25 protein-coding genes are annotated in these 26,855 nt (G+C 67.2%); 22 read left to right on the plus strand and 3 right to left on the minus strand.

The annotated features are described in order from the left end of the window. Positions 1 to 8: 8 nt before the first annotated feature. The 3 genes from C1H84_RS00225 (at position 9) to C1H84_RS00235 (ending at position 3,549) form a co-directional block, all read left to right on the plus strand. Positions 9 to 965: a TAXI family TRAP transporter solute-binding subunit gene (locus C1H84_RS00225; protein ID WP_181727995.1), complete on the plus strand. Its 957-nt coding sequence runs from the start codon at positions 9 to 11 to the stop codon at positions 963 to 965. A gap of 86 nt (positions 966 to 1,051) precedes the next feature. Further along, positions 1,052 to 2,368, plus strand: coding sequence for a M20/M25/M40 family metallo-hydrolase (locus C1H84_RS00230; protein WP_113606233.1), 1,317 nt, complete (start codon positions 1,052 to 1,054; stop codon positions 2,366 to 2,368). A gap of 41 nt (positions 2,369 to 2,409) precedes the next feature. Next, on the plus strand, positions 2,410 to 3,549 hold the full coding sequence (locus tag C1H84_RS00235; RefSeq protein ID WP_113606234.1) for an acyl-CoA dehydrogenase family protein: 1,140 nt from the start codon (positions 2,410 to 2,412) through the stop codon (positions 3,547 to 3,549). A 33-nt stretch (positions 3,550 to 3,582) separates the two neighbouring features. Here C1H84_RS00235 and C1H84_RS00240 read toward each other — a convergent pair whose 3' ends face one another. After that, positions 3,583 to 3,822, minus strand: a complete 240-nt coding sequence (locus tag C1H84_RS00240) for a DUF5703 family protein (RefSeq protein WP_047119093.1) — start codon at positions 3,820 to 3,822, stop codon at positions 3,583 to 3,585. A gap of 44 nt (positions 3,823 to 3,866) precedes the next feature. Here C1H84_RS00240 and C1H84_RS00245 point away from each other — a divergent pair, with 44 nt between their 5' ends. The 3 genes from C1H84_RS00245 to mshC all read left to right on the plus strand — a co-directional run bounded on the left by C1H84_RS00245 (position 3,867) and on the right by mshC (position 6,373). Next, positions 3,867 to 4,076, plus strand: coding sequence for a hypothetical protein (locus C1H84_RS00245; RefSeq protein ID WP_047119094.1), 210 nt, complete (start codon positions 3,867 to 3,869; stop codon positions 4,074 to 4,076). A gap of 79 nt (positions 4,077 to 4,155) precedes the next feature. Beyond that, the gene (locus C1H84_RS00250; RefSeq protein WP_113606235.1) at positions 4,156 to 4,980 is read left to right on the plus strand and encodes an undecaprenyl-diphosphate phosphatase; all 825 of its coding nucleotides are present in this window, start codon (positions 4,156 to 4,158) and stop codon (positions 4,978 to 4,980) included. A gap of 127 nt (positions 4,981 to 5,107) precedes the next feature. Further along, positions 5,108 to 6,373: a cysteine--1-D-myo-inosityl 2-amino-2-deoxy-alpha-D-glucopyranoside ligase gene (gene mshC / locus C1H84_RS00255; RefSeq protein ID WP_053798062.1), complete on the plus strand. Its 1,266-nt coding sequence runs from the start codon at positions 5,108 to 5,110 to the stop codon at positions 6,371 to 6,373. Positions 6,374 to 6,409: 36 nt separating this feature from the next. Here the strand turns inward: mshC and C1H84_RS00260 are convergent, their stop codons facing one another. Further along, complete coding sequence (locus tag C1H84_RS00260; protein WP_047119097.1) at positions 6,410 to 7,318, minus strand: proteasome assembly chaperone family protein; 909 nt, start codon at positions 7,316 to 7,318, stop codon at positions 6,410 to 6,412. Between the two features lie 95 nt (positions 7,319 to 7,413). Between C1H84_RS00260 and C1H84_RS00265 the strand changes: the two genes are divergently transcribed. The 16 genes from C1H84_RS00265 (at position 7,414) to C1H84_RS00340 (ending at position 26,235) form a co-directional block, all read left to right on the plus strand. Then, the gene (locus C1H84_RS00265) at positions 7,414 to 8,127 is read left to right on the plus strand and encodes an HAD family hydrolase (RefSeq protein WP_047119098.1); all 714 of its coding nucleotides are present in this window, start codon (positions 7,414 to 7,416) and stop codon (positions 8,125 to 8,127) included. Further along, entirely contained in the window at positions 8,124 to 9,251 is a 1,128-nt protein-coding gene (locus C1H84_RS00270) for a site-2 protease family protein (RefSeq protein ID WP_113606236.1), read from the plus strand. Before C1H84_RS00265 ends, C1H84_RS00270 begins: the two co-directional genes overlap by 4 nt. Before the next feature lie 27 nt (positions 9,252 to 9,278). Further along, complete coding sequence (locus tag C1H84_RS00275; RefSeq protein WP_113606237.1) at positions 9,279 to 10,376, plus strand: tRNA (adenine-N1)-methyltransferase; 1,098 nt, start codon at positions 9,279 to 9,281, stop codon at positions 10,374 to 10,376. A 181-nt stretch (positions 10,377 to 10,557) separates the two neighbouring features. After that, a complete protein-coding gene (gene arc / locus C1H84_RS00280) occupies positions 10,558 to 12,192 on the plus strand; it encodes a proteasome ATPase (protein WP_113606540.1) in 1,635 nt (544 codons plus the stop codon). Further along, entirely contained in the window at positions 12,189 to 13,802 is a 1,614-nt protein-coding gene (dop, locus tag C1H84_RS00285) for a depupylase/deamidase Dop (RefSeq protein ID WP_113606238.1), read from the plus strand. Before arc ends, dop begins: the two co-directional genes overlap by 4 nt. Positions 13,803 to 13,873: 71 nt before the next feature. Continuing rightward, positions 13,874 to 14,056, plus strand: coding sequence for a ubiquitin-like protein Pup (locus C1H84_RS00290; protein WP_047119102.1), 183 nt, complete (start codon positions 13,874 to 13,876; stop codon positions 14,054 to 14,056). Between the two features lie 69 nt (positions 14,057 to 14,125). Next, positions 14,126 to 15,499, plus strand: a complete 1,374-nt coding sequence (pafA, locus tag C1H84_RS00295; RefSeq protein ID WP_113606239.1) for a Pup--protein ligase — start codon at positions 14,126 to 14,128, stop codon at positions 15,497 to 15,499. Between the two features lie 118 nt (positions 15,500 to 15,617). Further along, positions 15,618 to 16,550: an FKBP-type peptidyl-prolyl cis-trans isomerase gene (locus C1H84_RS00300; RefSeq protein ID WP_120989439.1), complete on the plus strand. Its 933-nt coding sequence runs from the start codon at positions 15,618 to 15,620 to the stop codon at positions 16,548 to 16,550. A 37-nt stretch (positions 16,551 to 16,587) separates the two neighbouring features. Next, positions 16,588 to 16,983 carry an FKBP-type peptidyl-prolyl cis-trans isomerase gene (locus C1H84_RS00305; protein WP_053799402.1) on the plus strand — a complete coding sequence of 132 codons (396 nt, stop codon included), beginning with the start codon at positions 16,588 to 16,590 and terminating at the stop codon, positions 16,981 to 16,983. A gap of 99 nt (positions 16,984 to 17,082) precedes the next feature. Then, positions 17,083 to 19,086, plus strand: coding sequence for a helix-turn-helix transcriptional regulator (locus C1H84_RS00310; RefSeq protein WP_047119104.1), 2,004 nt, complete (start codon positions 17,083 to 17,085; stop codon positions 19,084 to 19,086). Continuing rightward, positions 19,087 to 19,446 carry a hypothetical protein gene (locus C1H84_RS00315; protein WP_113606240.1) on the plus strand — a complete coding sequence of 120 codons (360 nt, stop codon included), beginning with the start codon at positions 19,087 to 19,089 and terminating at the stop codon, positions 19,444 to 19,446. A gap of 32 nt (positions 19,447 to 19,478) precedes the next feature. Further along, the gene (tatA, locus tag C1H84_RS00320; RefSeq protein ID WP_047119106.1) at positions 19,479 to 19,694 is read left to right on the plus strand and encodes a Sec-independent protein translocase subunit TatA; all 216 of its coding nucleotides are present in this window, start codon (positions 19,479 to 19,481) and stop codon (positions 19,692 to 19,694) included. Between the two features lie 75 nt (positions 19,695 to 19,769). Next, on the plus strand, positions 19,770 to 20,570 hold the full coding sequence (gene tatC, locus C1H84_RS00325; protein WP_113606241.1) for a twin-arginine translocase subunit TatC: 801 nt from the start codon (positions 19,770 to 19,772) through the stop codon (positions 20,568 to 20,570). 76 nt (positions 20,571 to 20,646) lie between these two features. Further along, entirely contained in the window at positions 20,647 to 23,433 is a 2,787-nt protein-coding gene (locus tag C1H84_RS00330) for a DEAD/DEAH box helicase (protein ID WP_113606242.1), read from the plus strand. Positions 23,434 to 23,502: 69 nt separating this feature from the next. Next, positions 23,503 to 25,110, plus strand: coding sequence for an amidohydrolase (locus tag C1H84_RS00335; RefSeq protein WP_113606243.1), 1,608 nt, complete (start codon positions 23,503 to 23,505; stop codon positions 25,108 to 25,110). 396 nt (positions 25,111 to 25,506) lie between these two features. Further along, on the plus strand, positions 25,507 to 26,235 hold the full coding sequence (locus tag C1H84_RS00340; protein WP_047119110.1) for a polyprenol monophosphomannose synthase: 729 nt from the start codon (positions 25,507 to 25,509) through the stop codon (positions 26,233 to 26,235). Positions 26,236 to 26,384: 149 nt separating this feature from the next. Here C1H84_RS00340 and C1H84_RS00345 read toward each other — a convergent pair whose 3' ends face one another. Then, positions 26,385 to 26,732 carry an RNA polymerase-binding protein RbpA gene (locus C1H84_RS00345; protein WP_047119111.1) on the minus strand — a complete coding sequence of 116 codons (348 nt, stop codon included), beginning with the start codon at positions 26,730 to 26,732 and terminating at the stop codon, positions 26,385 to 26,387. Between the last annotated feature and the right edge of the window lie 123 nt (positions 26,733 to 26,855).

The raw sequence follows: 26,855 nt of genomic DNA on the forward strand, positions 1-26,855 counted from the left end.
GGCTTGAGATGAGCGGAATTCCCACCCGGCGCGCGGTGCTGGGCTACGCGCTGGCCGCCCCGGCCGCCGCGCTGCTTGCAGGGTGCACTCCGGGACCGCGCCATGACCGGCTGGACATCGCCGCCGGCGAAAGCGGCGGAATGTACTTCGAATTCGCCACGCTGCTTTCGCAGGCGCTGGTACGCTCCAACATCGCCGAGCACTCGTCCGCGCTGCAGACCGAGGCCAGCGCGCAGAACCTGCACCTGCTGGCGAAGCAGGAGGCTTCGCTCTCGCTGGCCCTGGCCGACACCGTGGCGCAGTGCCGCGCTGCCGCCAATGAGGGCAATCCGCTGGCGCTGGGCCGCGTGTACCAGAACTACTTCCACTGCATCGTGCGGGCCGACGCTCCCATCCGCACCCTGCCCGACCTGGCCGGGCGCCGGCTGGGAACTGGCGCGGCAGGATCAGGGACCTGGGTGACCGGGCAGCGCATCTTGGAGGAAGCCGGGCTGAAGTCGGGCGGAAACGCGCCGAGGGAAACCAAGCTCGGCTACGGCGACGGGCTTGCGGCGCTGGAATCCGGCCGGATCGATGCGCTGTTCCTCTTCGGCGGCATGCCCGTGGGTGCCGTGTCGGAGCTGGCCGCGCGGGTGGAGCTGCGGCTCATCGGCCTGTCCTCCGTGCTGCCCGGGCTGCGGTCGCGGTATCCGGGCCTCTACGACCGGGTGATGATCCCGGCCGGAACCTATCCCGGCGTCGGACAGGCGCAGAGCCTGGGCGTCGCGAACCTGCTGATCGTGCCGGCCAGCTTTCCCGCGCAGACCGCGGGGCAGGTGGTCAGGCTGCTGGTTGAACGCGCCCAGGAGCTGATTCCGCCAGGCAGCGCCGGCATCCAATACCTGACCCCGCAGACGCTGATCAGCACCGCAGGGCAGCCGCTGCACCCCGGGGCCATCCAGGCCTATCGGGAACTTCATGGCTAGGCTGACGTGGTGTCATTTGTTGCGCGTATCGTTTAGCGCACTAGTGTTGAATCCACAAGCACCCGTTCGCGAGAGGAAGGCCTTCCATGCCGAAGCCTGCAGCTGTAGAACTCATGGAGAACGAAGCGGTCGACTTCTGCCGCCGACTGATCCAGATCGACACCACGAACTACGGCGGCAACAAGGGGGCCGGCGAACTGGAGGCGGCGCGCTACGTCGTCTCGCTGCTCGAAGAGGTCGGGCTGCGGCCGGAACTTTATGAATCCGCGCCTGGACGCGCGAATGTGGTGGTGCGCCTCAAGGGCTCGGATTCCTCGCTTCCGGCGCTGGTTGTGCACGGGCACCTGGATGTGGTCCCCGCGATCGCCGAGGACTGGAGCGTGGACCCGTTCGGCGCCGAGCTCATCGACGGCATGATCTGGGGCCGCGGGGCGGTGGACATGAAGAACATGGACGCCATGATCATCGCCGCCGTCCGCCACCTGTGCCGGGAGCGGATCGTCCCGCAGCGGGACCTGGTCATCGCGTTTTTCGCCGATGAGGAAGCCGGCGGCGACTACGGGGCCGGATGGATGGTCCAGAACCACCCGGAGCTCTTCGACGGCGCCACCGAAGCCATCAGCGAGGTCGGCGGCTTCTCCGTGGAGATCAATGGCCGCCGCGCCTACATGCTGCAGACCGCCGAGAAAGGCATCGCCTGGCTGAAGCTCACCGCGCACGGCACCGCGGGTCACGGTTCGCAGATCAATACCGAGAACCCGGTGACGCGCCTGGCCGACGCGGTTTCGCGCATCGGAGGCCACCAGTGGCCGCTGTCCTATACGAAAACCACCCGGGCGCTGATGGAAAACGTCGCCGAGCTCGCGGGCCTGGAATTCACCGAGGAGGACCCGGCCCCGCTGCTCGAAGCGATGGGCAACGTCTCCCGGTTCGTCGGCGCGACGCTGCAGAACACCGCCAACCCCTCGGCGCTGGAGGCCGGCTACAAGCACAATGTGATCCCGGGGCACGCCGAAGCGCTGGTGGACTGCCGTACCCTGCCCGACGAGCACGAGCAGGCGGTCGCGAAAATCAAGGAGCTCGCCGGGGAGCACGTCGAGCTGTCCATGGTGCACGAGCAGGATTCGCTGGAGGTCCCCTTCGCCGGTTCGCTGGTGGACTCCATGGTCGAATCGCTGCTGGCGGAGGACCCGGACGCGGTGGTGCTGCCGTACATGCTTTCCGGCGGAACGGACAACAAATGGCTGGCAAAGCTGGGGATCACCGGCTACGGGTTCGCGCCGCTGCAGCTTCCGGCCGAACTCGATTTCACCGGCATGTTCCACGGGGTCGACGAACGGGTTCCGGTCGACTCGGTCAAGTTCGGCGTGCGTGTGCTTGAAAGCCTGCTGCGCAGCTACTGACACCCAGATTTCCAGACCACCGGATTCACAGGAGGAATACCTTGTCTATTGAAACCGTGCTCAGCGACGAGCTGCTTGAGCGTTTCCGCCAGCGTGCGGCCGGATACGACACCGAAAACCGCTTCGCAGAGGAGGACTTCCAAGAACTGGCCGCGGCAGGATACCTGCGGGCGCTGGTTCCGGTCGAACATGGCGGGCTCGGCTGGGATTTCCAGCAGCTGGCCCTGGCGCAGCGCCGACTGGCCTCGGCCGCGCCAGCCACTGCGCTGGCGGTGAACATGCATCAGGTGTGGGCCGGGGTCGCCCATCTGCTGGCCGCCCGCGGCGACCGCCGGCTGGACATGGTGATCGACTGGGTGGCCAAGGGCGAGGTCATGGCGTTCGGCATTTCCGAGCCGGGCAACGATGCGGTGCTCTTCGACTCCAAGACCAGCGCGGTGACCCATTCCGATGGTTCGGTGTCATTCACTGGAACCAAGATCTTCACCTCGCTGTCGCCGGCGTTCACGCGCCTGGGCGTCTTCGGCAAGGACACCGTCTCCGGCGAGCTGGTCCACGCTTTCGTGGAGCGCGGCGCCGGCGTGCGTTCGCTCGGGGACTGGGACACCTTGGGCATGCGCGCGAGCCAGTCGCACACCACCAAGCTGGAGTCAGCCACTGCGCCGGAAGCCTGGGTGCATTCCCGGCTGCCGGTGGGCCCGAACCCGGATCTGCTGGTTTTCGGCATCTTCGCATCCTTCCTGACCCTGACCGCCAGCGTGTATGTCGGCATCGCCGAGCGCGCGGTGGAGCTTGCCGCGGACTCCCTGGGCAAACGGGTGCACCATGAGGGTGTGAAGTATTCGCAGGACGTGCGGGCAAGGGGGATCCTGGCCGACGCCGCGATGCGGTCGCTGGCCCTGGATGCGTTGCAGCGTTCCGTGGCCGGAGACCTGGAATCCGGTGTCGACCACGGTGCGGCTTGGTTCCCCAAGCTGGTCACGCTGCGCACCCTGGCTGGGCAGACTGCCCGGGAAAACGTCCAGGACGCCGGGCAATTGCTCGGCGGCGGCGCGTACTTCCGGGGCAGCGAATTCGAGCGGCTGTACCGCGACGTGCAGGCCAGCTGGTACCACCCGTCGAATGCGGCATCCGCGGCCAATACCGTGGCCAGCTGGCTGGTCGGGCCGCTGGAGTCATGACGCGCGGCAGTCGGCAAAACGGCGCTGATGCGGCTAGGGGAGCGGGGGCAGGGTGCTCTGGATCCGCATGACCCGGCGGCGCAGCCAGTACTTGTAGGCGCCGCCCTCGTAGCGGCAGGTGCGCATCAGTTCCCACTTGCCGTTGTCAGCATGCTCGCGCAGCGCAGCGCGCGCGACGTGCTTGGACTCGCCGGGAAAAGCGGTGATCACCATGTATTCGTAGCGAGAATCGTTTTCCTGGTGCAGCGGCGCCTTAATGACTTCCTGAAGCATCGAACCCCCTATCGGAATAAATGATTGCGTTGTAGCGTGATGCCATGAGTACTGATCCGAGCTACGCACTGCAGGCGCTCATCGCGCATTTGGAGCAACACCTGGCTGTGGTTTCCCAAAGCAGGGGATCGGCCGATGCCGCCATTGATACGGCTTTCGGGTCGCTCGCCGATGCTTTCGAAGACTACGAAGATGCGCTATACGAACAGTATTCCGAACTTCTGCCGTTCACGATACCTTCGGATGACCAGTGAGCACGACCACGGTATGAATTTTTCCCGCTCAGGTGTTTCCAGTGCGCTGCGCGCCGGGCAGGTGAAGTAATGTCGAGGGGTGAATTGGTTTGAAGCAGCTTTCCTTGGACTCATCCAGGGCCTGACAGAGTTCCTCCCGATCTCGTCCTCAGCCCACCTGCGCATCGTCGGCGAAATCCTTCCCAACGCCCAGGATCCCGGCGCCGCCTTTACCGCGATCACCCAGCTGGGCACGGAGACCGCCGTGGTGGTTTTCTTCTGGCGGGACATCGTGCGCATCATCGGCGCCTGGGGCAAGGCGCTGGTCGGCAAGGTCCCGCACTCGGATCCCGACGCGAAGATGGGCTGGCTGATCATCGTCGGCTCGATCCCGATCGCGGTGCTCGGCCTGCTGCTGGAAGACTACATCGACACCAACTTCCGTTCGCTGTGGATCGTTGCGACCACGCTGGTGGTCTTCGGCCTGATCCTGGCCATCGCCGATCACTACGGCCGCCAGACGCGAACCCTTGACACGCTGACCCCGAAGCACGGCATCCTGTTCGGCTTAGCGCAGGCGCTGGCCCTGATCCCCGGCGTCTCCCGCTCGGGCGGCACCATCACCGCCGGCCTGCTGATGGGCTACACCCGCGAGGCCGCGGCGCGCTATTCGTTCCTGCTGGCCATCCCCGCGGTGTTCGCCTCGGGCCTGTACAAGCTGGCCAAGTCCTTCGACGAGCCCGGCGTCTACACCCTGGCGCAGACCGGCCTGGCCACCTTGGTGGCCTTCGTGGTCGGCTTCCTGATCGTGGGCTGGTTCCTGAAGTTCGTCTCGCACCACTCCTACCGCGTCTTCGTCTGGTACCGCATCCTGCTGGGCCTGGGCTTGTACGTCGTGCTGGGAATGGGCCTGATCAACGCCTAGAATCCGCCAGCCGCAGGTGTCCGTGAAGCGATTCACGGACACTTCGCAGTTAACGGGAATAAACCCAACTCTGCTTGACTTGGACTTAAAGAACTCAATCGTCGCATCTGCGAAAGGACGTACAACAGTGCACGCGTGGAAATCCCCGGAAGTACCGCACATCGTGGGCTCCGCCCCGATCCTGGAGGTCTTCGACACCTCATCCGGTACCCTCCGGGCCACCGCCGAGGCGGCCAAGGCCAACGAGCCGGCCAGCCTGTATGTCTGCGGCATCACCCCCTACGACGCCACCCACATGGGGCATGCGGCAACCTATGTCACCTTCGACCTGCTGCACCGCACCTGGCTGGATAACGGCCGGACCGTGACCTACACGCAGAACATCACCGACGTGGACGACCCGCTGCTCGAGCGCGCCGAGGCCACCGGGGTGGACTGGCGCGAGCTGGCGGCCTCGCAGATCGAGCTGTTCCGCAGGGACATGGAAGCGCTGAACGTGATCCCGCCGCACCACTACGTGGGCGCCGTGGAATCCATCGACTGGCTGGTGCCGGTGGTCGAGCAGCTGCTGGACGCCGGACTGGCCTACACCGTGCCGGCCGGGGCCGACGGCGTCGAGGGAGACGTGTACTTCGACTCCATCGCCGCGCAGAACGACGCCTGGAAGCTGGGCACCGTCTCGGGCTACGACCGCGAAACCATGCTGGGCTTCTTCGCCGAACGCGGCGGCGATCCAGACCGCGCCGGCAAGCGCGACGCGCTGGATCCGCTGCTGTGGCGCGCGGCCCGCGAAGGCGAGCCGTCGTGGGAGGGCGGCAGGCTGGGCGCAGGCCGGCCGGGCTGGCATATCGAATGCTCCGTGATCGCCCGCCGCACGCTGCCCGCGCCGTTCACGGTGCAGGGCGGCGGCTCGGACTTGATCTTCCCGCACCACGAATTCTCCGCAGGGCACGCCGCAGCCGTCGACGGCAAGGCGCTGGCCCAGGCCTACCTGCACACCGGCATGGTGGGCCTGGATGGCGAGAAGATGAGCAAGTCGCTGGGCAACCTGGTGCTGGTCTCCAAGCTGCGCGCCGCAGGCGTGGAGCCGGTGGCCATCCGCGCCGTGCTGCTCTCCCAGCACTACCGCTCGGACTGGTTCTGGACCGACGAGCTCCTGGCGCAGGCCACGGAGCGCATCTCCGCCTGGCGTGAGCGTCTGGCCGGCACCGGGTTGGCCGAAGCCACCGCCCTGCTGACCCGCATCCGCGCGCGCATGGCCGAGGACCTGAACGCGCCGGCCGCGCTTCAGGCCATCGACCAGTGGGCCGCCACTGCGCCGGAAGGCGACGGCGAAGGCGAAGCGCTGCTGGTGGACGGGCTGGACGCGCTGCTGGGCCTGAAGCTCAAGTAGCCAAAGCGCACCGCCACGGGGCCCGGCTCCGGGATCCTAGATCTCGAAGTCGGGCCCCGAGCCGTCGGTGCGGTAGCGGCCGCGGCGGCGCAGGTAGCGTTCGAACTCGCGGGCGATGGTCTCCCCGCTGGCCTCGGGCAGCTCGCTGGCGTCGGTGGCCGCCTCCAGCTGCTGCACGTACTTGGAGACCTCCGGGTCCGAAGCGGCAAGCTCGTCCACCCCGAGCTTCCAGGCCACGGCGTCCTCGCGCAGCTGCTGGGCCGGGATCGATACCGGCAGCAGCTCTTCGAGCAGCTCCACCAGCGCCAGCTGCACCCGCGGGCTGGGTGCCTGCGCCACGTAGTGGGACAGCTGCGCCCACAGCGACATCGTCGGGATCCCGCTGCGCTGCAGCTCGATGCCCAGCACCGAGGGGATGCCGGTGGGCCCGGCGTAGCTGGAGGCGGTGATGTTGAAATGCTCCTGCAGCCCGGGATCGTCGCTGGCCATGGAGGTCGGCACCGGGCGGGTGTGCGGCACGTCGGCCAGCAGCGCGCCCAGGGTCAGCGCCGCGCGCACGTTCTGCGCGGCGGCGTGCTCCAGGATCCGGGCGCAGAATCCCTGCCAGCGGAAGGTCGGTTCCACCCCGAGCACCACCAGCAGGTCCGCGTCGGCCCCCGGCTGCGCGATGCGGTAGATGTCCGTCTGCGGCCACTGCACCTCGCGGCCGCGCTCGGTCAGCTTCGAGGTGGGCCGGGTGAACTGGTAGTCGTAGTAGTCGTCCAGGCCGATGGTTGCCACATGCTCCGCGGCGCTGGTGTCAAGGATGCTGCGCACCGCATCGCTGGCGGCCGAGCCTGCGTCGTTCCAGCCTTCGAAGGCGGCGACCAGCACCGCCGGGCGGCGCTCGTGATCGCCACCCGCGATGAAACCGTTGAGCGTCGGTGCGTGGTATTGATCGGTCAACCGGGACTCCTTTGCGGGTTTCCTGTGAGGTTTCGGGCTTTCCCGGCGGGGGTGCCGAAACGGCTTAGCCCCACTCTTCCATCTAGAATGGACTCATGCCAAGCACCAGTTTTGCCTTTGACACAAATCTGCCGCCCGAAGGCCCGCACGCCGTGCTGTGGGACATGGACGGCACCCTGATCGACACCGAACCGTACTGGATCGCCGCCGAAGGGGAACTGGTGGCCGCCCACGGCGGCACCTGGGGCGGGGAGCAGGCCCACGCCCTGGTCGGCAGCGCGCTGCCGGACGCCGCCCGGGTGCTGCAGGCCGCCGGGGTAGACCTGCCGGTGCGCGAGATCATCGACACCCTCAGCGCCCGCGTGGCCGCCGGCATCCGCGAGCAGCTGCCGTGGCGCCCCGGGGCCCGCGAACTGCTCACCGCGCTGCACGCCGCCGGGGTGCCGCAGGCGCTGGTGACCATGTCCGAGCGCAGCATCGTCGCGGACCTGCTGCCGCTGCTGCCCGAGGGCATCTTCCAGGCGAGCGTGACCGGCGAGGAAGTCGCCCAGGGCAAACCGCACCCCGAACCCTACCTGCGCGGGCTGCAGCTGCTCTCCGAGCTGGCCGGCGCGCCGCTGGATCCTGCCCGCTGCATCGGCTTCGAGGACTCGGCCCCCGGCATCACCGCCGCCAGCGCCGCCGGCCTGCACGCGGTGCTCATCCCCAACGCCACCGACCCCGGGCACGGGCCGTGGCGCCGGATCGACTCGCTGGCGGGCCTGGATCTGCAGACCATGGCCTCCTGGCTGGCCCAGGTGAACGCATGAGCGAAGAAACCCGCAAGGCGCCGGGCCTCAAGCTCGGCAAGATCGGCGGCGTGCCGGTCTACCTGTCCTCCTCTTGGTTCATCATCACCGCGGTGATCACCGTCTCCATGGGCGTGCAGCTCTCGCAGACCGCGCTGATCCCGGCGGCCGGCGCCTACCTGCTGGGTTTCGCCTGCGCGGTGGCTATCGCGCTGGCGGTGCTGGTGCACGAGGTCGCCCACGCCATGGTGGCGCGCGCCTTCAAGTGGCCCGACGCGCACATCGTGCTCACCCTGATGGGCGGGCACACCCAGTTCGGCTCCTTCAAGGCCAGCCCCGGGGCCTCGCTCTGGGTGGCGCTGGCCGGGCCGCTGTCCAACTTCGCGCTGGCTGGCCTGGGGTGGGGGATCGGCCAGCTGGTCGAGCTGAACATCTACCTGCAGCTGCTGCTCGACTTCGGCGTGTACGCGAACCTGCTGCTGGGCGCCTTCAACGCGCTGCCCGGGCTGCCGCTGGACGGCGGCCGGCTGGTCGAGTCGATCGTCTGGAAGGCCACCGGATCCCAGTACAAGGGCACCATCGCCTCGGCCTGGGCGGGCCGGGCGATCGCCGTCGCGGTGGTCTTCTTCTTCGTGGCCTGGCCGTTTCTGCGCGGCCAGCAGGTGCAGATCATCACCGCAGTGGTGGGCCTGATGGTGGCCGTGTTCATGTGGCAGGCGACCACCGCGCTGATCGGGCATTCGAAGCTGATGCTGAACCTGCCCACCGTGATCGCCTCCGATCTGATGCAGCCGGCCAGCGCCATGGCCTCGGCCGCGTCCGTGGCCGACGTGCACCTGCGCCGGGCCAAGCGCGGCGGCCAGGTCATCCTGGTCGACCCGCGCGGCATGCCCGTGGGTGTGGTCGACGAGGCGGCGCTGGCCCGGGTCGATCCGGCGCACGCCGCGCAGGCGCCCGCGCTGGCGGTCTCCCGGGCGCTGGGCGAAGGCGCCGTGGTGGCCGAGGACTCCGACGGCCGCGAACTGATCGACTACCTGGCCAGCGTGCCCACCGCCGAATACGCGGTGATCTCCAGCCGCGGCGTCGTGGTCGGGCTGCTGCACCAGACCGACATCGTCAACGCGGTCACCGGCCGCAGGAAATAACCCCATTAAACTTCCAAGCACCAACCAATGAAGGACAACACCGTGAGCCAGAGTTCCGAGCAGCCCCAGCCAGCCGCCGCCCCGCACGGCGCGCACGCCCGCCGCGGCCCTTTCCGCGTGGGCGACCGCGTGCAGCTGACCGATGAAAAGCGCCGCATCAACACCATCACCCTGCAGCCCGGCGGGGAGTTCCACACCCACAAGGGCGTGCTGCCGCACGAGGACATCATCGGGCTGCCCGAGGGCTCGGTCATCGAGAACGTGGACGGCTTCCGCTACCAGGCGCTGCGCCCGCTGGCCAAGGACTTCGTGCTCTCCATGCCGCGCGGGGCCACCGTGGTCTACCCGAAGGACGCCGCGCAGATCGTGCAGTTCGGCGACATCTACCCCGGAGCCCGCGTGGTGGAGGCCGGCGTGGGCTCCGGCGCGCTGTCCATCTCGCTGCTGCGCGCGGTGGGGGACGGCGGCTACCTGCACTCCTTCGAGCGCCGCGAGGAATTCGCGGACATCGCCCGCGGCAATGTCTCCACCGTCTTCGGCGGGGAGCACCCGGCCTGGCAGATCTCCATCGGCGACTTCCAGGACCGCGTGGTTCAGCTGGAGGAGCCGGGCAGCATCGACCGCGTGGTGCTTGACATGCTCAGCCCCTGGGAGTGCCTGGATGCGGTGGCCACCGTGCTGGCCCCGGGCGGGGTGTGGACCAACTACGTCTCCTCGGTGACCCAGATGTCGCGCGTGGTGGAGGCCATCCGCGAATCCGGCCAGTTCACCGAGCCCGAGTGCTTCGAGACCCTGCTGCGCGGCTGGCACGTGGACGGCCTGGCCGTGCGCCCGGACCACCGCATGGTCGCGCACACCGCGTTCCTGATCACCACCCGCCGGCTGGCCGACGCCGCGAACGGCATCCCGAAGGCCAAGCGCATCAAGGAGCACTCCTACTCGGCCGAGGACCTGAGCGCCTGGACCCGCGACCACTCCGAGGAGGAGTGGACCGCGCAGGCCCTGGGCGAGCGCGGCCTGTCGGACAAGAAGCTGCGCCGCGCGGCGCGCGATGCGAACCAGGCGGTGCGCGTGCGCGCCGCCCACGCCGAGGACGCCGCGGCGGCCGCCGAGGAGCAGGACTAGCCGGTGAGCGGTCCGTCATCTGAGACGTTGCGTCTCAGATGGTGAATCAACGGCCCCGGGTGCGCTGAACCCGGGGCCGTTGTCCGTACGATGGAGTTAGCCGCACGCGGCGCGAACGAGTGTAGGGAGAAGTAACGTGAGCGAAAGCCTTGAGGCGCAGCAACTGGCGCAGCGCCTGCAGATGACCGAACGCCAGGTCAACGTGCTGCGGGACAAGAACCGCGCGCTGGACAAGCAGCTGGCCGGGATCGGTGGCAACAACCAGCGCCTGGTCGCGCTGCTGGAAACCACGCGCGAGCAGATCATCAACCTCAAGGCAGCCCTGGAACGCGACGGCGACGCCCCGTTCAGCTACGGCACCATCACCGCCAAGCACCCGCGCCGCCACCCCGAACCGGGGCTGGGCATCGAATCCACCGCGATCCAGGCCGTGGACGTCATGTACTCCGGGCGCAAGATGCGGGTGACTATCTCCCCGCTGCTCGACTTCGAGAAGCTACACGTGGGCCAGCAGGTGCTGCTCAACGAGGCGCTGGTGGTCATCGCCGGGCTGGGCTACGAGGAGACCGGCGAGCTGGTCACCATCAAGGAGCTGCTGGAGGACCACCAGGCGGTGGTCATGGCCCGGGCCGACGACCAGCGGGTGATCACCCTGGCCCAGCCGCTGCGCGAGCAGCACCTGCGTGTGGGCGACCAGCTCACCCTCGACCCGCGCACCGGGCTGGCCATGAGCCGCGTGCAGCTGACCGACATGCAGTCCCTGGTGCTGGAGGAAGTCCCCGATATCGCCTACTCGGACATCGGCGGGCTGAACTCGCAGATCGAGGCGATCCAGGATTCGGTCGAGCTTCCCTTCTCCCACCCGGAGCTCTACCGCGAGCACGGGCTGAGCGCCCCCAAGGGCATCCTGCTCTACGGCCCTCCGGGCTGCGGCAAGACCCTGATCGCCAAGGCCGTGGCGCACTCGCTGGCCCAGCGCGCCGCCGAGCGCAATGGCGAAGGCGCCACCCGCAGCTACTTCCTGAACATCAAGGGCCCGGAGCTGCTGGACAAGTACGTGGGCGAAACCGAACGCCACATCCGGCTGATCTTCGCCCGCGCCCGCGAGAAGGCGCTGCACGGCGACCCGGTCGTGGTGTTCTTCGACGAGATGGAATCGCTGTTCCGCACCCGCGGCACCGGCGTCTCCTCGGACGTGGAAACCACCATCGTGCCGCAGCTGCTGGCGGAGATCGACGGCGTGGAGCGGCTGGACAACGTGATCGTGATCGGCGCCTCGAACCGCGAGGACATGATCGACCCGGCCATCCTGCGCCCCGGGCGGCTGGACGTGAAGATCAAGATCCGCCGCCCGGACGCCGAGGGCGCCGCGGAGATCTTCGGCAAGTACCTCACCACCGACCTGCCCATCCACCCCGAGGAGCTGGCCGCCGACGCCGACGCGCAGGCCACCATCGAGCGCATGATCCGCGGCACCGTCGAGGCCATGTATTCCACCGCTCCGATCAACGAGTTCCTGGAGGTCACCTACGTGACCGGCGCCTCGGAGATCCTCTACTTCAAGGACTTCGCCTCCGGAGCGGTCATCCACAACGTGGTGGACCGGGCGAAGAAGCACGCCATCAAGGCGCTGATCACCGGCGGCGAGCGCGGGCTGAAGATGGAGTACCTGCTGCGCGCGGTGCGCGAGGAGTTCGCCGAGCACGAGGACATGCCCAACACCACCAACCCCGACGACTGGGCCCGGATCTCCGGGCGCAAGGGGGAGCGGATCAGCAACATCCGCTCGCTGGTGAACCAGCGGGGCGCCAAGTGAGCGCCCGCCGGCTGGTCGGGCTGGAGACCGAATACGGCATCATCCGCCCCGGCATGCCCAAGGCTAACGCCACGGTGCTTTCCGCGCAGATCGTCGACTCCTACGCCCAGCTGGTCGCCCAGGGGGATGCGCGGGTGCAGGGTGCGCGCTGGGACTACGCCGACGAATCCCCGCTGCAGGATGCCCGCGGCTTCGCCATCAACCGCGCCGACGCCCATCCCAGCCAGCTCACCGATGTGGAGCCGGATCAGCAGGAGGGCATCTGGACCGCGGAGTCCATCGCGCTGTCGGGCAATGACGCGCGCATCGGCTCCACCCTGTACCAGGAGAAGGACACCACCGACGTGGTGATGAACATGGTGCTGGGCAACGGCGCGCGCCTGTACGTGGACCATGCGCACCCGGAGTACTCCAGCCCCGAATCCACCTCGCCGCGCGCCGCGGTGCTCTGGGACCAGGCCGGCGACGAGGTGATGCGCCGCGCCGCGGACTCCGCGCAGCGCTTGGGCGGCGGGCAGCTGCTGCTCTACAAGAACAACACCGACAACAAGTCGGTCTCCTACGGCGCGCACGAGAACTACCTGGTGCCCCGCGCGGTGGAGTTCTCCGCACTGGTTTCCGGGCTCACCCCGTTTTTCGCCACCCGGCAGATTTTCTGCGGCGCCGGGCGCGTGGGCCGGGGCATGCTGGGCGAGCGCGCCGAATTCCAGATCTCGCAGCGCGCGGACTTCTTCGAGGCGGAGGTGGGGCTGGAAACCACCATCAACCGCCCGATCATCAACACCCGCGACGAGCCGCACGCGGTCTGGGACAAGTACCGCCGGCTGCACGTGATCATCGGCGACGCGAACCTGGGGCAGATCTCCACGCTGCTGCGCGTGGGCACCACCAACCTGGTGCTCAGCCTCATCGAGGCGGGCCTCGCGCCCGCGCTGGAGCTTGAGGACCCGGTGGCGGCGCTGCAGCAGATCAGCCACGACCCGAGCCTGGCAACCGCGGTGCGGCTGCGCGGCGGGCGGCGCCTGAGCGCCATTCAGATCCAGCGCGAATACCTGCTGGCGGCCCAGGGGTACTGCGCCTCCCGGGGGATCGAGGACGCCGACACCGCCGAGATCCTGCAGCGCTGGGAGGCCGTCCTGGATCTGCTGGAGCGCGATCCGCTGCTGGCCGCGGACCAGGTCGACTGGATCGCCAAGTACAAGCTGGTCACCTCCTTCGCGCAGCGCCACGGTTTGGGCCTGGATGACCCGCGGATCGGGCTGATGGACCTGCAGTGGGCGGACCTGCGCCAGGACAAGGGCCTGTACTACCGGCTCGCCGCGCGCGGGGCCATGCAGAGCTTGTTCAGCCAGGAGCAGATCAACCAGGCGGTCGCCGCCCCGCCGGAGGACACCCGGGCCTACCTGCGCGGCATGACCCTGCAGCGCTACGCCCCCTATGTGGTCGCGGCCAACTGGGACGCGCTGACCTTCGCGGTGCCCGGGGCGCGCCGGGTGAACCGGGTGTTCCTTTCCGAGCCGCTGGGCGGCTCGCGCAAGGACGTGGGCCGACTGTTCGAGGCGAATCTGGAGATCGACGAGTTCATCAACAAGTTGGCGCCGCGCGCCTAGAGCGAGCAGAATAAGAATCACTGCCGGTGCGTAATTCGCGGCAGCGTAGTTTCAAGCAGAAGGAGAGGGCCATGACCCAGGAAAGCTTTTCGTCCCGCCGGCAGAGCGAGACCCAGGAGCATGCCGAGCAGATCCAGGTCAACACCACCGGCCAGTCCGCCGGCGTCGACGACCTGCTCGACGAGATCGACTCGGTCCTGGAATCCAACGCCGAGGAATTCGTCCGCGGCTTCGTGCAGAAGGGCGGCCAGTAGCCTTCCGGGCTGCCGCCACCATCCATAGGCGCCGGACCAGGCGCCGCAGCTGAAGGGAAGTACTTTCGAGTGGATCGCAGAATCTTCGGGCTGGAAACCGAATTCGGGCTCAACTACGTGCCGTCCGACGGACGCCGGCTGACCCCGGAGGACGCCGCCAGGCACCTGTTCCGCCCGATCGTGGCCTGGGGCCGCAGCTCGAACGTCTTCCTGGAGAACGGCTCCCGGCTCTATCTGGACGTGGGATCCCACCCGGAGTACGCCACGGCCGAATGCGACCAGCTGCTGCAGCTGATCGCCCACGACCGCGCCGGCGAGGCGCTGATGCTCGACCTGGTGGACCAGGCCGAGGACCGCCTGGCCGAAGAGGGGCATGAGGGCAAGATCTTCATGTTCAAGAACAACGTGGACTCCGCCGGGAACTCCTACGGCTGCCACGAGAACTACCTGATCCCGCGCAAGATCGAATTCAGGCGCCTGGCCGACATGCTCATCCCGTTCCTGGTCACCCGCCAGCTGCTGTGCGGCGCGGGCAACCTGGTGCAGGTGGACGACGAGACCAGGTACGTCTTCTCGCAGCGCGCGGACCACATGTGGGAGGGCGTCTCCTCGGCGACCACCCGTTCGCGCCCGATCATCAACACCCGCGACGAGCCGCACGCGGACGCCGAATACCACCGCCGGCTGCACGTGATCGTGGGCGACTCCACGATGAGCGAAACCACCCAGCTGTTGAAGATCGGCGCCACCGACCTGGTGCTGCGGCTGATCGAATCCGGGGAGATCTACCACGATCTGCGCCTGGAGAACCCGATCCGCTCCATCCGCCAGGTCTCGCACGACTTCACCGGGCAGACCGTGGTGCGCCTGATGGGCGGGGACGAGCCGACGGCGCTGCAGATCCAGTGGGTGCTCTTCGAAGCTGTCAAGGAATTCGTGGAGCGCCACGGCGCCCACCACGACCGCGTCGAGCAAATCCTGGAACTCTGGGAGCGGGTGCTTACCGCCATCGAGTCACAGGACTTCTCCGCCATCGACAGCGACATCGACTGGGCCATCAAGCGCAAGCTGCTGCTCGGGTACGCGCAGAAGAACTCGCTGGAGCTCTCCTCGCACCGGCTGGCCCAGCTGAACCTGACCTACCACGACATCGACCCCGCCCGCGGGCTGTTCCACCTGCTGGCCAAGCGCGGGCTGGCCACCTCCGTGGTGTCAGACGAGCAGATCCGCGACGCCGTGGTGAATCCGCCGTCCACCACCCGCGCAGCGCTGCGCGCCAAGTTCATCCGCGCGGCCCGCGCCACCGGCCGGCGCTACAGCGCCGACTGGGTGCACATGAAATACGAGGAAGGCGCCGGCGGCATCGTGCTTGCCAAGGACCCGTTCGCGACCAGCAACCCGCAGGTCGATGAGCTGATCCAGATCATGAGCCAGCCCGTCTAGGGAGCTGGTGGAAAGACTTTTCACAGCAAGCCGAACTAGGCTTGCAAGCGAGCGCGTTCCGCTGACACGCAGGTTCGCCACGCAATTTTTGAAATACCGGAAGAACGAAAGTAGATTCGTGCGCAAAGTTTTGGCAGCAGCCGCCACCGCTTCAATCCTCGCCCTGGCCGCCTGCGGCTCCTCGAGCAGCAGCGAACTGGCCGACATCAAGGTCACCCCGGCCAAGGACGCCAGCACCGCTCCAGAGGTCAGCATCGACGCCCCCTTCCTGACCGAGAAGGACGAGGCGGTCAACGTGGTCAAGGGCGAGGGCGCCGAGATCAACCCGGGTGACACCATCCAGGTGAAGTCCGGGCTCTACAAGACCATCGACGGCAAGCTGACCAACGAGAACTTCACTGGCCAGGCCGCCCCGATGGTGCTGGACGACCAGTTCAAGCAGACCATGCCCTCGCTCTACAACGTGCTGATCGACGGCCACGTCGGCGACTGGGTCGCCTACTCGGCGATCGAGAGCGTCGACGCCAATGGCGCGCAGAAGACCCCGGAGCCGGGCAGCCGCGCCGAGCGCATCATCGTGATGACCATCGAGGGCACCACCCCGGCCAGCTCCAAGCTCTCCGAGGAGGAGACCGCGAAGCTGAAGAAGGAAGGCAAGCTGCCGACCGTCAGCTTCAAGGACAAGCAGCCCACCATTAACATCCCGAAGGATGTCGAGGCGCCCAAGGGCCTGGTCGTGGACGTGCTGGAGCAGGGCACCAAGGGCGAAGCAGCCACCGAGACCTCCACGGTCAAGGCCAAGTACCTGGGCGTCACCTACGCCGACGGCAAGAAGTTCGACGGCAACTTCGACGCCGACGCCACCCAGTTCGGCCTGAACCAGGTCATCAAGGGCTGGACCCAGGGCCTGACCGGCCTGAAGGCGGGCTCTAAGGTCATGCTGACCATCCCCGCCGATCTGGCCTACGGTGATTCCTCTACCGGCGGATCGCCCACCGGAACCCTGGTGTTCTACGTAGAATTGACCGAGGTATCCGCCGCGGCCGGCTAACAGCCAGCCGGACAACGAATATAGAAAGGCCGTGAACATGTCGTTCGGAGAACGCAACTACGACCGCACCAAGCCGGAAATCGACTTCCCGGGCACCGATGCACCCACCGAGCTGGTCATCACCGACCTGATCGAGGGCACCGGCGCCGAGGTCACCCCCGGCACCACCGTCCAGGCCCACTACGTGGGCGTCGCCTGGTCCACCGGCGAGGAATTCGACTCCTCCTGGGGCCGCGGCTCGACCCTCGACTTCCCGGTCGGCGTCGGCATGGTCATCCAGGGCTGGGACCAGGGCCTGCTGGGCATGAAGGTCGGCGGCCGCCGTCGCCTGGAAATCCCTTCGCACCTGGCCTACGGCGAACGCGGCGCCCCGGGCGCCATCGCCCCGAACGAAGCGCTGATCTTCGTGGTTGACCTGATGGGCACCAAGTAGCCAGACCGCTTGACGCAAAAAGCTGTGGCCCCGACATCTTCGGGGCCACAGCCGTCTTAAAAGTCTGCGGTCAACGCCAAAAATCGCTAGGGTTATCTCGTGAGCACAAAGCAATCTTCAGGACCGAGCAAGGCCGAGCGCCTGACCAGCCTCATCTACGCGTTGGCCACCACTCCGCGGAAATTCACCACCGCGATGATCGGGGAATACCTCACCCCCGAGGGAAGCGACTCCGCCCGCGAAAAATCAGTGGAACGGCTGCGCGAAGAGATCCGCAACGACTTCGGCCTGCGCCTGATCGCCGACGACGTCGACGGCGAGATGCGCTACAGCATCGACACCAGCGACTGGTTCCTTCCCGAGGTCAGCTTCACCCCGGCCGAATCGGCGATGATCTCCCTGGCCGCGAGCCTGTGGAAGGACTCCAAGCTGCAGGCCCTGGGCCTGAAGGCCGCCGCGCGGATCACCGGTTCCAGCGCCCCCGCGCCGGTCGCCCCGTTCGCAGGCTCGCTGCTGCCCCGGCTCTCGCTGGACGAGCCGAACTTCCGCGAATGCGCCCTGGCAGTGTTCAACCGCAAAACCGTCAAGTTCAACTACGTCACCGCCGGCAACGTCGAATCGGTGCGCGAGGTGGACATGTGGGGGATCGGCCAGCGCTTCGGCAACTGGTACTTCACCGGCTTCGACCACACCCGCGACGCCCAGCGCGTCTTCCGTCTCTCGCGCGTGGTGGGCAACTTCAAGACCACCATTCGGCGCGGCGGCACCAGCAGCGCCGGCTACCGGCCGCGTCCGGCGGACTTCAGCATGTCCCAGGTGCTGCTGGACTTCGACCTGCGCAATCCCGGGCACCTGGCCACCGTTGAAATCCGCGACGACGCCGCCACCCCGCTGCGCGTGCGAGCCCTGAACGGCGCCTCCAGCCAGAACCCGCTGCACATCGCCTATGCCGACCCCGAGTCCTTCGCCTCCGAGCTGGCCGCCTACGGCCCCGCGGTGAAGGTGCTCGAGCCCGCGCCGCTGGCCGAGCAGGTCGCCGCCACGCTGCGCGCCGCCCGCGACGCCCAGGTGCAGCTGGCCGGGGACCCGCGCATGCACAATGCCTCCTTCAGGGCGCAGCGCGCCGCCGGGCGCGGAACCACCGCCACCCAGGTGCTGCGCAACATCGACATGATCCAGTACGTGGTCTCCCACGGGGTGGTCGAGATCAAGGAGCTCGCCGATCGCTACCAGATGCCGGTGGACAAGGTCCGCGAGGAACTGGCGATGATCATGATGTGCGGCGTACCGGGAGGCCAGCACGACGAGCTGATCAACGTCAACGACGGGGACCTGGAGGCTGACACCGTCACCATCTCCAACGCCGCGCTGCTGGCCGAGCCGCAGAAGCTCGCCCCGCTGGAAGCCGTCGCCGTGCTCGGCGGGCTGAACGCGCTGGCCAGCATCCCCAAGTTCGAGCACCGCGAGGTGCTGGCCTCGGCGCTGGAGAAGATCAACGCTGCGGTGGCCCGCTTCGACGGCTGGAACGGCTCGCTGGGCTTCGCCCTGTCCCAGGTGCGCGAGCACGACATCCCCGCCCAGCTGGTGGATGCGGTGCTCGGCTCCCAGGTGCTCTCCATCGACTACTACTCCGCCCACTCGCAGGCGCACCAGCGCCGCGAGGTGGAGCCGGTGCGGCTGGTGGAGGACGGCGCGACCCAGTACCTGCGCGCCTGGTGCCGCACCCGCGAAGATCTGCTGACCTTCCGCGTGGACCGCATCCTGGATGCCGAGGCCACCGGAGAGGTCTTCGAGCGCGGGCCGCGCCACCGTGACGACGAGGAACTGGACATGCGCTACCGCGGCTCGGCCGAGGACCTGCAGGCGGTGCTCTACGTGGACGACGAGGAGCTGCCGGCAGTGGAGTCCTTCCAACCTTCGGAATGGTCGAGCTCGAAAATCGGCAACGGCTACCTGGCCAAGGTGCGGATCTCCTACGATCTGGTGCCTGCGCCGCTGGTGGCCCGCCACGGCGGTAAGATTGCAGTGATCTCTCCCGACGCTACGCGCGAACGCGTGCGCGAGTGGTTGGACGAAGCTATCCGGATGTATGAGGATAAATAAATGCTCCCTTGGTGGTTCTGGACCTTGCTGTGGACGGTACTCGTCCTGGCGACCCTGCTCTGCGCGGTGCTGGCCGGCTTCCGGCTGTTCCGCCAGGGCGTGAAGGTGTTCGACACGCTGGGGGAGGCCTCCGAGCAGCTGGGCGCCGAATTCGCCAAGCCCGGCACCGTCGTGGAGTATGCCGCGGTGGGCCGCCGCTACCCGCACGGCACCGCGGCAACCCACGCTGACCCGAAGAAAATCAAAAAGCTTTTGCGCAAGGGCAAGGCAGAACGCATCCAGGCACGACGGGTGCGCCGCGTGGCGCGTCGCGCCAAGCGAGGCCAGGCACAGAACATGCGGGACTTGGGCCTGTTCTAACGTAGACTTGAACTTGAGAGAAGGGAATCCACATGGGTGGCTTGCAGGGATGGCACTTGGTCATCATTATCGTTTTGGCGCTGCTGCTTTTCGGCGCGCCGAAGCTTCCAGGACTGGCGCGTTCAATGGGCCAGTCGCTGCGCATTTTCAAGTCGGAAGTCCGCCAGATGAAGGACGACGACCCTAAATCGGAGACCATTGACGGAACCGTCAATGACTCGAATCCCAACGAAAAGAACAACTCGTAGACCTTTTCAGTGGGAACTAACGCTAAGAAACCCCCGCGGACGAAGAAGAAGCGGGTCAAAAACGACGAAGGGCGGATGTCTCTCAAAGAGCATCTCGTCGAGGCACGCAACCGGCTGTTCAAGTCGCTGATCGCTCTGGCGCTTGGCACCATCGCCGGCTTCTTCCTCTATGACCAGCTGCTGGCGTTGATCATCGCCCCGGTGAACGCCGCGGGTGGCGCGGTCAACTTCACGGCAGTCATGTCACCGTTCGACATCATGATCAAGGTCGCGCTGTTCGTCGGCCTGGTGATCTCCTCGCCGGTCTGGATCTACCAGATCTGGGCGTTCATCGTCCCGGGGCTGAAGAAGAAAGAACGCCGCATGTCGATGGCCTTCGCGGCCGTCGCGGTTCCGCTGTTCCTCTTCGGCGTGTCCATGGCGTACTTCATCCTGCCGTTCGCGCTGCACTTCTTCATCGGCCTGACCCCGGTAAACTCCGAGATCCTGGTCACCGTCGACAGCTACCTGCCATTCGTCTTCCGGCTGCTGCTGGCCTTCGGCCTGGCCATGCTGGTGCCGGTGCTCATGGTGGGCCTGAACATGGTCGGCGTGCTGTCTTCCAAGGTGATCCTGAAGAACTGGCGCATCACGGTATTCCTGATAGCCCTGGTCGCCGCGATGGCGGCCCCGGGCGGCGACGCGATCACGATGTTCGCGCTGGCCGGGCCATTGTTCGTCACCTTCGCCGCAGCCACCTTGTTCTGCTACATCAATGACAAGAAGCGCGCCAAGAAGCAGAAGATCCAGGACGCGGAGAACGAACGCCTCGCCTCCGGCGCGGTATCGGACATCGACGCACCAAGCACCATCGAGGAACCGAACTCCAAGCTGTAGCCTCCGCTGCGGCGCACACCACCACCTCGTGTTTTCGGAAGCGGGTGACACCGTTTCCAGAAAGTGAACGGCCCCTGTGACTTCCCCCGCGGAACGCTACGCGAATTCCAAGGCGCGCCAGGTCGAATTCGGCACCAGCCTGCCGGACTTCCGGGCAACCCTTTCCTTCGACCTGGATCCGTTCCAGGCCGAGGCCTGCCGCAAGGTCGCCGAGGGACACGGCGTCCTGGTGGCAGCTCCGACCGGAGCCGGCAAAACGGTGGTGGGGGAGTTCGCGATCTTCCAGGCCATGGCCGAGAACCGCAAGGCCTTCTACACCACGCCCATCAAGGCGCTGAGCAACCAGAAGTTCACCGAGCTGGTCAAGGTCTACGGCCCGGAGAAGGTGGGCCTGCTCACCGGCGACACCTCCATCAACTCCGAGGCGCAGATCGTGGTGATGACCACCGAGGTGCTGCGCAACATGCTCTACGCGGACTCGCAGACCCTGGACGGGCTGGGCTACGTCATCATGGACGAGGTCCACTACCTGGCGGACAAGTTCCGCGGCGCGGTCTGGGAAGAAGTGATCATCCACCTTCCCTCCAACGTGCAGATCATCTCGCTGTCCGCCACCGTCTCCAATGCCGAGGAATTCGGCGGCTGGCTGGACACCGTGCGCGGGGACACTGACATCATCGTCTCCGAGGTGCGTCCGGTGCCGCTGTTCCAGCACGTCATGGTCGGCCCGAACCTGGTGGACCTGTTCGCCGAGGACGTCGCGTTCGACAAGGTCGCCGAGGGCGACATCAAGGCCAGCGTCAACCCCGAACTGCGCAAGCTCGTGCGCAGCCACAGCCCCGGCGGGCGTGTGCAGCGCGGACGCGGCCGGGGACCGGCCCGCGGGCCGCAGCGCGCGCCTGGGCTCAGCCAGCGCGTCTCGCGCTCCTCGGTCATCGCCAGGCTTGACCGCGCCGGGCTGCTGCCGGCCATCTTCTTCATCTTCTCCCGCAAGGGCTGCGACATGGCGGTGCAGCAGTGCGCCATGGCGGATCTGCGCCTGACCACCAACGAGGAAGCCGCCGAAATCGCGCAGGCGCTTGACGAGGTGGCCTACCGGATCCCCAACGAGGACCTGGACGTGCTCGAATTCTGGAGCTGGCGCGACGGGCTGGTGCGCGGCTTCGCCTCCCACCACGCCGGCCTGCTGCCGATCTTCAAGGAAATTGTCGAGGACCTGTTCGCCCGCAACCTGGTCAAGGTAGTGTTCGCCACCGAAACCCTGGCCCTGGGCGTGAACATGCCGGCCCGCTCGGTGGTGTTGGAAAAGCTGGTCAAGTTCAACGGCGAATCCCACGTGCAGATTTCCTCGGGGGAGTACACCCAGCTCACCGGGCGCGCCGGACGGCGCGGCATCGACGTGGAGGGCCATTCCATCGTGCTGTGGAACCCCGACATGGAACCCGAGGCGCTGGCCGGACTGGCCTCGCGGCGCACCTACCCGCTGAACTCCTCGTTCCGCCCGACCTACAACATGTCCACGAACCTGTTGGCGCAGTTCGGCCGCGAGCAGACCCGCCAGATCCTGGAAAGCTCCTTCGCCCAGTACCAGGCGGACCGCTCGGTGGTGGGCATGGCCCGGCAGGTGCGCTCCAAGGAAGAGTCCCTGGCCGGCTATGCCAAGTCCATGGAATGCCACCTGGGTGACTTCACCGAATACCTGAAGCTGCAGCGCGAGCTGGCGGCGCTGGAGAAGACCGCCGCGAAGTCGCGGCGGCACGAGCGGCGCTCGGCCGCCGAGCGCTCCTTGCAGGCCGTGATCCGCGGCGACGTGGTGGACCTGCCCGGTGGGCGCCGCTTCGGCCGCGCGGTGATCGTCGCGCTGGATGAGGCGATGTACAACCCGAGACACACCGTGCTGACCGAGGAAGGCCAGCTGCGCCGGCTCTCCTCCGAAGACCTGAACGGGCCGCTGCAGATCGTCTCGCGCATCCGCATCCCCAAGGGATTCACCGGCAAGAGCCCCAAGGAGCGCCGCGACCTGGCCTCCTCGCTGCGCAACGCGATCTACGATCACCGCCCGCCGCGCCAGGACGCGCAGAGCTTCGACTTCGACGGCTCGGATTCCTTCGAGCGCGAGATCGAGAAGCTGCGCCTGGAACTGCGCGACCACCCGTGCCACGCCTGCTCCGAGCGCGAGGACCACATGCGCTGGGCCGACCGCTACTGGAAGCTGAAGAAGGACACCGACAAGGCCCGGCGCAACATCCGCGGCCGCACCAATACGATTGCCACCCAGTTCGACAAGGTCTGCAAGGTCCTGGAACAGTTCGGCTACCTGGTCCCGAGCTCCGGCGGGGAGGACTTCAGCATCACCGACGCCGGCCGGCGCCTGCGCCGCATCTACGGCGAACGCGACCTGCTCACCAGCCAGGTGCTGGAAACCGGCAAGCTGACCGGGCTGAAAGCCGAGGAGCTGTGCGCCGTGGTCGCCTTCCTGGTCTACCAGGGCCGGCGCGACTACGACAGGCCGGACCCGAAGATGCCCACCGAGAAGATCGCCGACATCTTCACCCAGACCATCAACATCTGGGGCCCGCTCTCGGACGCCGAGGAGGCACTGGGCCTGGAGCCCACCGCCCCGCCGGAGTCCGGGCTGATCTGGCCGATGTACAAGTGGGCTCGCGGCTCCAGCCTGAACAGCGCGCTGCGCGGCACCGACCTGGCCCCGGGCGACTTCGTGCGCTGGGCCAAGCAGGTCATCGACACCCTTGACCAGTTCGCCAAGAACACCGACCTGCCTCCTCAGCTGGTGCGCGGCGCCTACCAGGCAGCGGACAGCATCAAGCGCGGCGTCGTCGCCTATTCGAACGTGCTGGACTAGCGCGCCGCACCCGCAGATTTTTCGCGCCGGGCCCGCCCCGGCGGCTTGCAATGAAAAGGAAGTTAGCTCATGGCAAAAACCCTGTACCGCAATGGTTCGGTGTACTCGGCCGCTGACCCGTTCGCGACCTCGATGGTCGTGGACGGCGACACCGTGGCCTGGATCGGCGGTGAAGAGGCCGCGGACCGCCACGCGGAGACCGTGGACGAGGTCATCGACCTGTACGGCGCGCTGATCACCCCCGCCTTCGTGGAGTCGCACACCCACCTTGCCGCGCTGGGCCGCACCCTGGCCGGAGCCGACCTTGGCACCGCCGACAGCGCCGCCGCGCTGCTGGCGCTGGTTTCCGAACGCGCCCGCGCCTCGGCCTCGCTGGTGCTGGCCCAGGGCTGGGACAACTCCTCGTGGGCCCAGCCGGAGCTGCCGGGCGAGGCGGAGCTGACTGCCGCCGCCGACGGGCGCGGCTATTACCTGGTGCGCCGCGACGTGCACAGCGCCCTGGTCAACCGGAAGCTGCTCGACGAGCTGGACCTGGGCGACATCGCCTCGGGTGTGGTGCGCGGCGCCGAGCACGACGCGGTGCGCGAGGCCCTGGTCGGCACCGCCGCCGACGCCGACTACCAGCGCCTGGCCCTGGAGCACTACGCCTCGCGCGGCTTCGGCACCGTGGTGGAAATGGCGGCCCCGCACCTGGAAGGCCGCGCCGCGCTGGATGAGCTGCTGGCGCTGGACAACGGCGAACTTCCTGCGGTCTACGCGTTCTGGGGCGAACTGGTCTCCGACGCCGAGCGCGCCGACGAGCTGATGCGCAGCTTCCCGGCCGGCCGCGTGCTGGGCCTGGGCGGCGACCTGCGGGTCGACGGCTCGCTGGGCAGCCACACCGCCTACCTGCGCGAAGACTACTCCGATGCGCCGGGCACCCGCGGCACCCTCTACCTGGAGCGCGAGCAGATTGCCGCCCACCTGGTCGCCTGCAGCCAGCGCGGCATCCAGGCCGCATTCCACGTGATCGGCGACGGCGCGCTGGACACCCTGCTGGACGCCTTCGACCTGGCCGCCGAGCAGATCGGCACCGCCAAGCTGCAGATGTGCCGCCACCGCATCGAGCACGCCGAGATGGTGGACGATGCCGCCCGCCAGCGCCTGCTGCAGTACTCGATCATGGTCTCCATGCAGCCTGCCTTCGACGCCGCATGGGCCGGCGAGGGCGGCATGTACCAGGCTCGTCTGGGTCAGCGCGCGCAGGGCATGAACAACCTCTCCGCGATGTTCTCTTCCGGCGTGCCGCTGGTGCTGGGCTCTGACGCCCCGGTCACCGAGGTGGACGGCTGGAAGATCGTGCGCGCCGCGATGAACATGGCGGACGCCGAGTCCCGCATCTCCGCCCGCGCCGCCTTCCTGGCCCAGACCCGCTCCACCTACCGCGCCATGGGGGAGAACAACCCGCTGGCCGGCCAGCTGGTCATCGGCGCCCCGGCGACCTTCGCCGTGTGGAGCGCCTCGGAGCTGGCAGTGCAGACCCCGGACGTGCGCATCAGCTCCTGGAGCACCGACGCCCGCGCCGGCACCCCGATGCTCCCGGTCGTCGATGAGCAGATCCCCGCCTGCCTGCGCACCGTGCGCGCCGGGCGGATCCTGTTCGACCAGCTGGAAGCCGCGGCGGGAGCCTCGCTGTAGCCGTTGCGGCGGGTCTGCGGAAAATTCGCAATATTTTGTCTGACTTGAAGATATTAGACGAAGATTCTGGTCACCAGTCGGTTGACAGTCTGGGTGGGTCACCCATTAGGCTGTACTAAGCGCCTCTTCGTGATGCACCCAGCATTGTGTTCGAAATGACGCAATTTGAATAGCGATCCCCGGTGACCTTAGATAACATTTCCCAAGTTTTCCAACCTGTGAAATAGGGCCGAAGTCACTGGGGATCGTTGCGTTTTCCTGTGTCTGGGGCGATGCCCGCCGTGCCGGGTGAGTATACTTTGAATTTGGATCAGCCCTCATACCGCAGTATTCCGGGCATGCCCCCGTGCCCCGTGAGGGCTCATTGCAGCCGTTTACCAAGAAAGGTGCCGCCGAGTGCGCGTCATTACGATCATTCCGACCTACAACGAACTGGAATCCCTCCCGCTGACGGTCGGAAGGCTCCGGAGTGCTGTTCCTGACTCGGACGTACTGATCGTCGACGACAACTCGCCCGACGGCACCGGCGAACTGGCCGACAAGATGGCCGCCGAGGACAGCAACATCCATGTGCTGCACCGCACCGGCAAGGACGGCCTGGGCGCCGCCTACATCGCAGGCTTCGAGTGGGCTCTGGCCCGCGACTACGACGTGCTGGTTGAGATGGACGCCGACGGCTCGCACATGCCCGAGCAGCTTCCGCGCCTGCTGGAAGCCAGCGCCGCCGGAGCGGACCTGGTCATCGGATCGCGCTGGGTCAAGGGCGGCGAGGTCGTGAACTGGCCGCTGCTGCGCAAGATCATTTCCCGCGGCGGCTCCTTCTACTCGCGCACCATGCTCGGCCTGCCGCTGCGCGACATCACCGCCGGCTACCGTGCCTTCAAGCGCCAGACCCTGGAGGAAATCGACTTCGACGCGGTCGAGTCGCGTGGCTACGGATTCCAGGTGGACATGACCTTCCGCGTGGCCATGATGCGCAAGCGCATCGTCGAGGTCCCGGTGACCTTCGTGGAGCGCGAACTGGGCGCGTCGAAGATGAGCGGCAACATCGTTTTCGAAGCGATGTGGAACGTGACCCGCTGGGGTCTTGGCGCCCGCTGGAAGAAGCTGACTTCCCGCAAGTAGCATCCCCTCCCAAACCACTCGCGGCGGCCGCGAAGCCCAGGCTTCGCGGCCGCCGCATTGTTGCGCCCGGCCATGCCGGGCATTAAAAGACTGCGGGCCGGTTCCCCTTCCGAATCGGAAGGGGAACCGGCCCGCAGTGCCGCTGCTGCCTAGACGGCTTCGCCGCGCGAGGTGCGCAGCTGGGTCAGGCGGTCGGCCAGAATCTTCTCAAGTTCTTCTTCGCTGCGGCGTTCCAGCAGCATGTCCCAGTGCGTACGCACAGGCTTCTCGTTGCTGGCTTCCTCGGCCTTGGCCTCGCCGTGCACCAGCTTGGCTTCCTTGCCGGTCTTGGTGGTCCAAGTTGCCGGGATCTCTGCCTCGGCGGCAAAGACGATGAAGACGGTTTCACCCTCTTCGGTACGGTATTCGACGCGCTGACGGGCAGCCGGCTCCACACCTGCCTCAGATTCCATGCTCTGTGCACCCAGGCGCATGCCTCGTAGGCTGCGATCGCTCATGTTTTCCCTCCGCGATGTCTAAAAAATTCGCTACACGTACCAACGTTTGGCGCGCTGAAATAATTCCATCCCAAGTGGGGGAAGATAAATTTTCGCACCAAAACATCCATTATACGCGTCTGC

Source organism: Glutamicibacter soli (assembly GCF_003309065.1).
GTDB classification, from domain to species: Bacteria; Actinomycetota; Actinomycetes; order Actinomycetales; family Micrococcaceae; genus Glutamicibacter; species Glutamicibacter soli.

What these genes read in the sequence shown, in the direction of transcription:
- C1H84_RS00225 (WP_181727995.1), top strand. Translation starts at nt 9, where the DNA reads ATGAGCGGAATTCCCACCCGGCGCGCGGTGCTGGGCTACGCGCTGGCC.
- C1H84_RS00230 (WP_113606233.1), top strand. Translation starts at nt 1,052, where the DNA reads ATGCCGAAGCCTGCAGCTGTAGAACTCATGGAGAACGAAGCGGTCGAC.
- C1H84_RS00240 (WP_047119093.1), bottom strand. Translation starts at nt 3,822, where the DNA reads ATGCTTCAGGAAGTCATTAAGGCGCCGCTGCACCAGGAAAACGATTCT.
- C1H84_RS00245 (WP_047119094.1), top strand. Translation starts at nt 3,867, where the DNA reads ATGAGTACTGATCCGAGCTACGCACTGCAGGCGCTCATCGCGCATTTG.
- C1H84_RS00265 (WP_047119098.1), top strand. Translation starts at nt 7,414, where the DNA reads ATGCCAAGCACCAGTTTTGCCTTTGACACAAATCTGCCGCCCGAAGGC.
- C1H84_RS00270 (WP_113606236.1), top strand. Translation starts at nt 8,124, where the DNA reads ATGAGCGAAGAAACCCGCAAGGCGCCGGGCCTCAAGCTCGGCAAGATC.
- C1H84_RS00275 (WP_113606237.1), top strand. Translation starts at nt 9,279, where the DNA reads ATGAAGGACAACACCGTGAGCCAGAGTTCCGAGCAGCCCCAGCCAGCC.
- arc (WP_113606540.1), top strand. Translation starts at nt 10,558, where the DNA reads ATGACCGAACGCCAGGTCAACGTGCTGCGGGACAAGAACCGCGCGCTG.
- C1H84_RS00290 (WP_047119102.1), top strand. Translation starts at nt 13,874, where the DNA reads ATGACCCAGGAAAGCTTTTCGTCCCGCCGGCAGAGCGAGACCCAGGAG.
- C1H84_RS00305 (WP_053799402.1), top strand. Translation starts at nt 16,588, where the DNA reads ATGTCGTTCGGAGAACGCAACTACGACCGCACCAAGCCGGAAATCGAC.
- C1H84_RS00315 (WP_113606240.1), top strand. Translation starts at nt 19,087, where the DNA reads ATGCTCCCTTGGTGGTTCTGGACCTTGCTGTGGACGGTACTCGTCCTG.
- tatA (WP_047119106.1), top strand. Translation starts at nt 19,479, where the DNA reads ATGGGTGGCTTGCAGGGATGGCACTTGGTCATCATTATCGTTTTGGCG.
- tatC (WP_113606241.1), top strand. Translation starts at nt 19,770, where the DNA reads ATGTCTCTCAAAGAGCATCTCGTCGAGGCACGCAACCGGCTGTTCAAG.
- C1H84_RS00335 (WP_113606243.1), top strand. Translation starts at nt 23,503, where the DNA reads ATGGCAAAAACCCTGTACCGCAATGGTTCGGTGTACTCGGCCGCTGAC.
- C1H84_RS00345 (WP_047119111.1), bottom strand. Translation starts at nt 26,732, where the DNA reads ATGAGCGATCGCAGCCTACGAGGCATGCGCCTGGGTGCACAGAGCATG.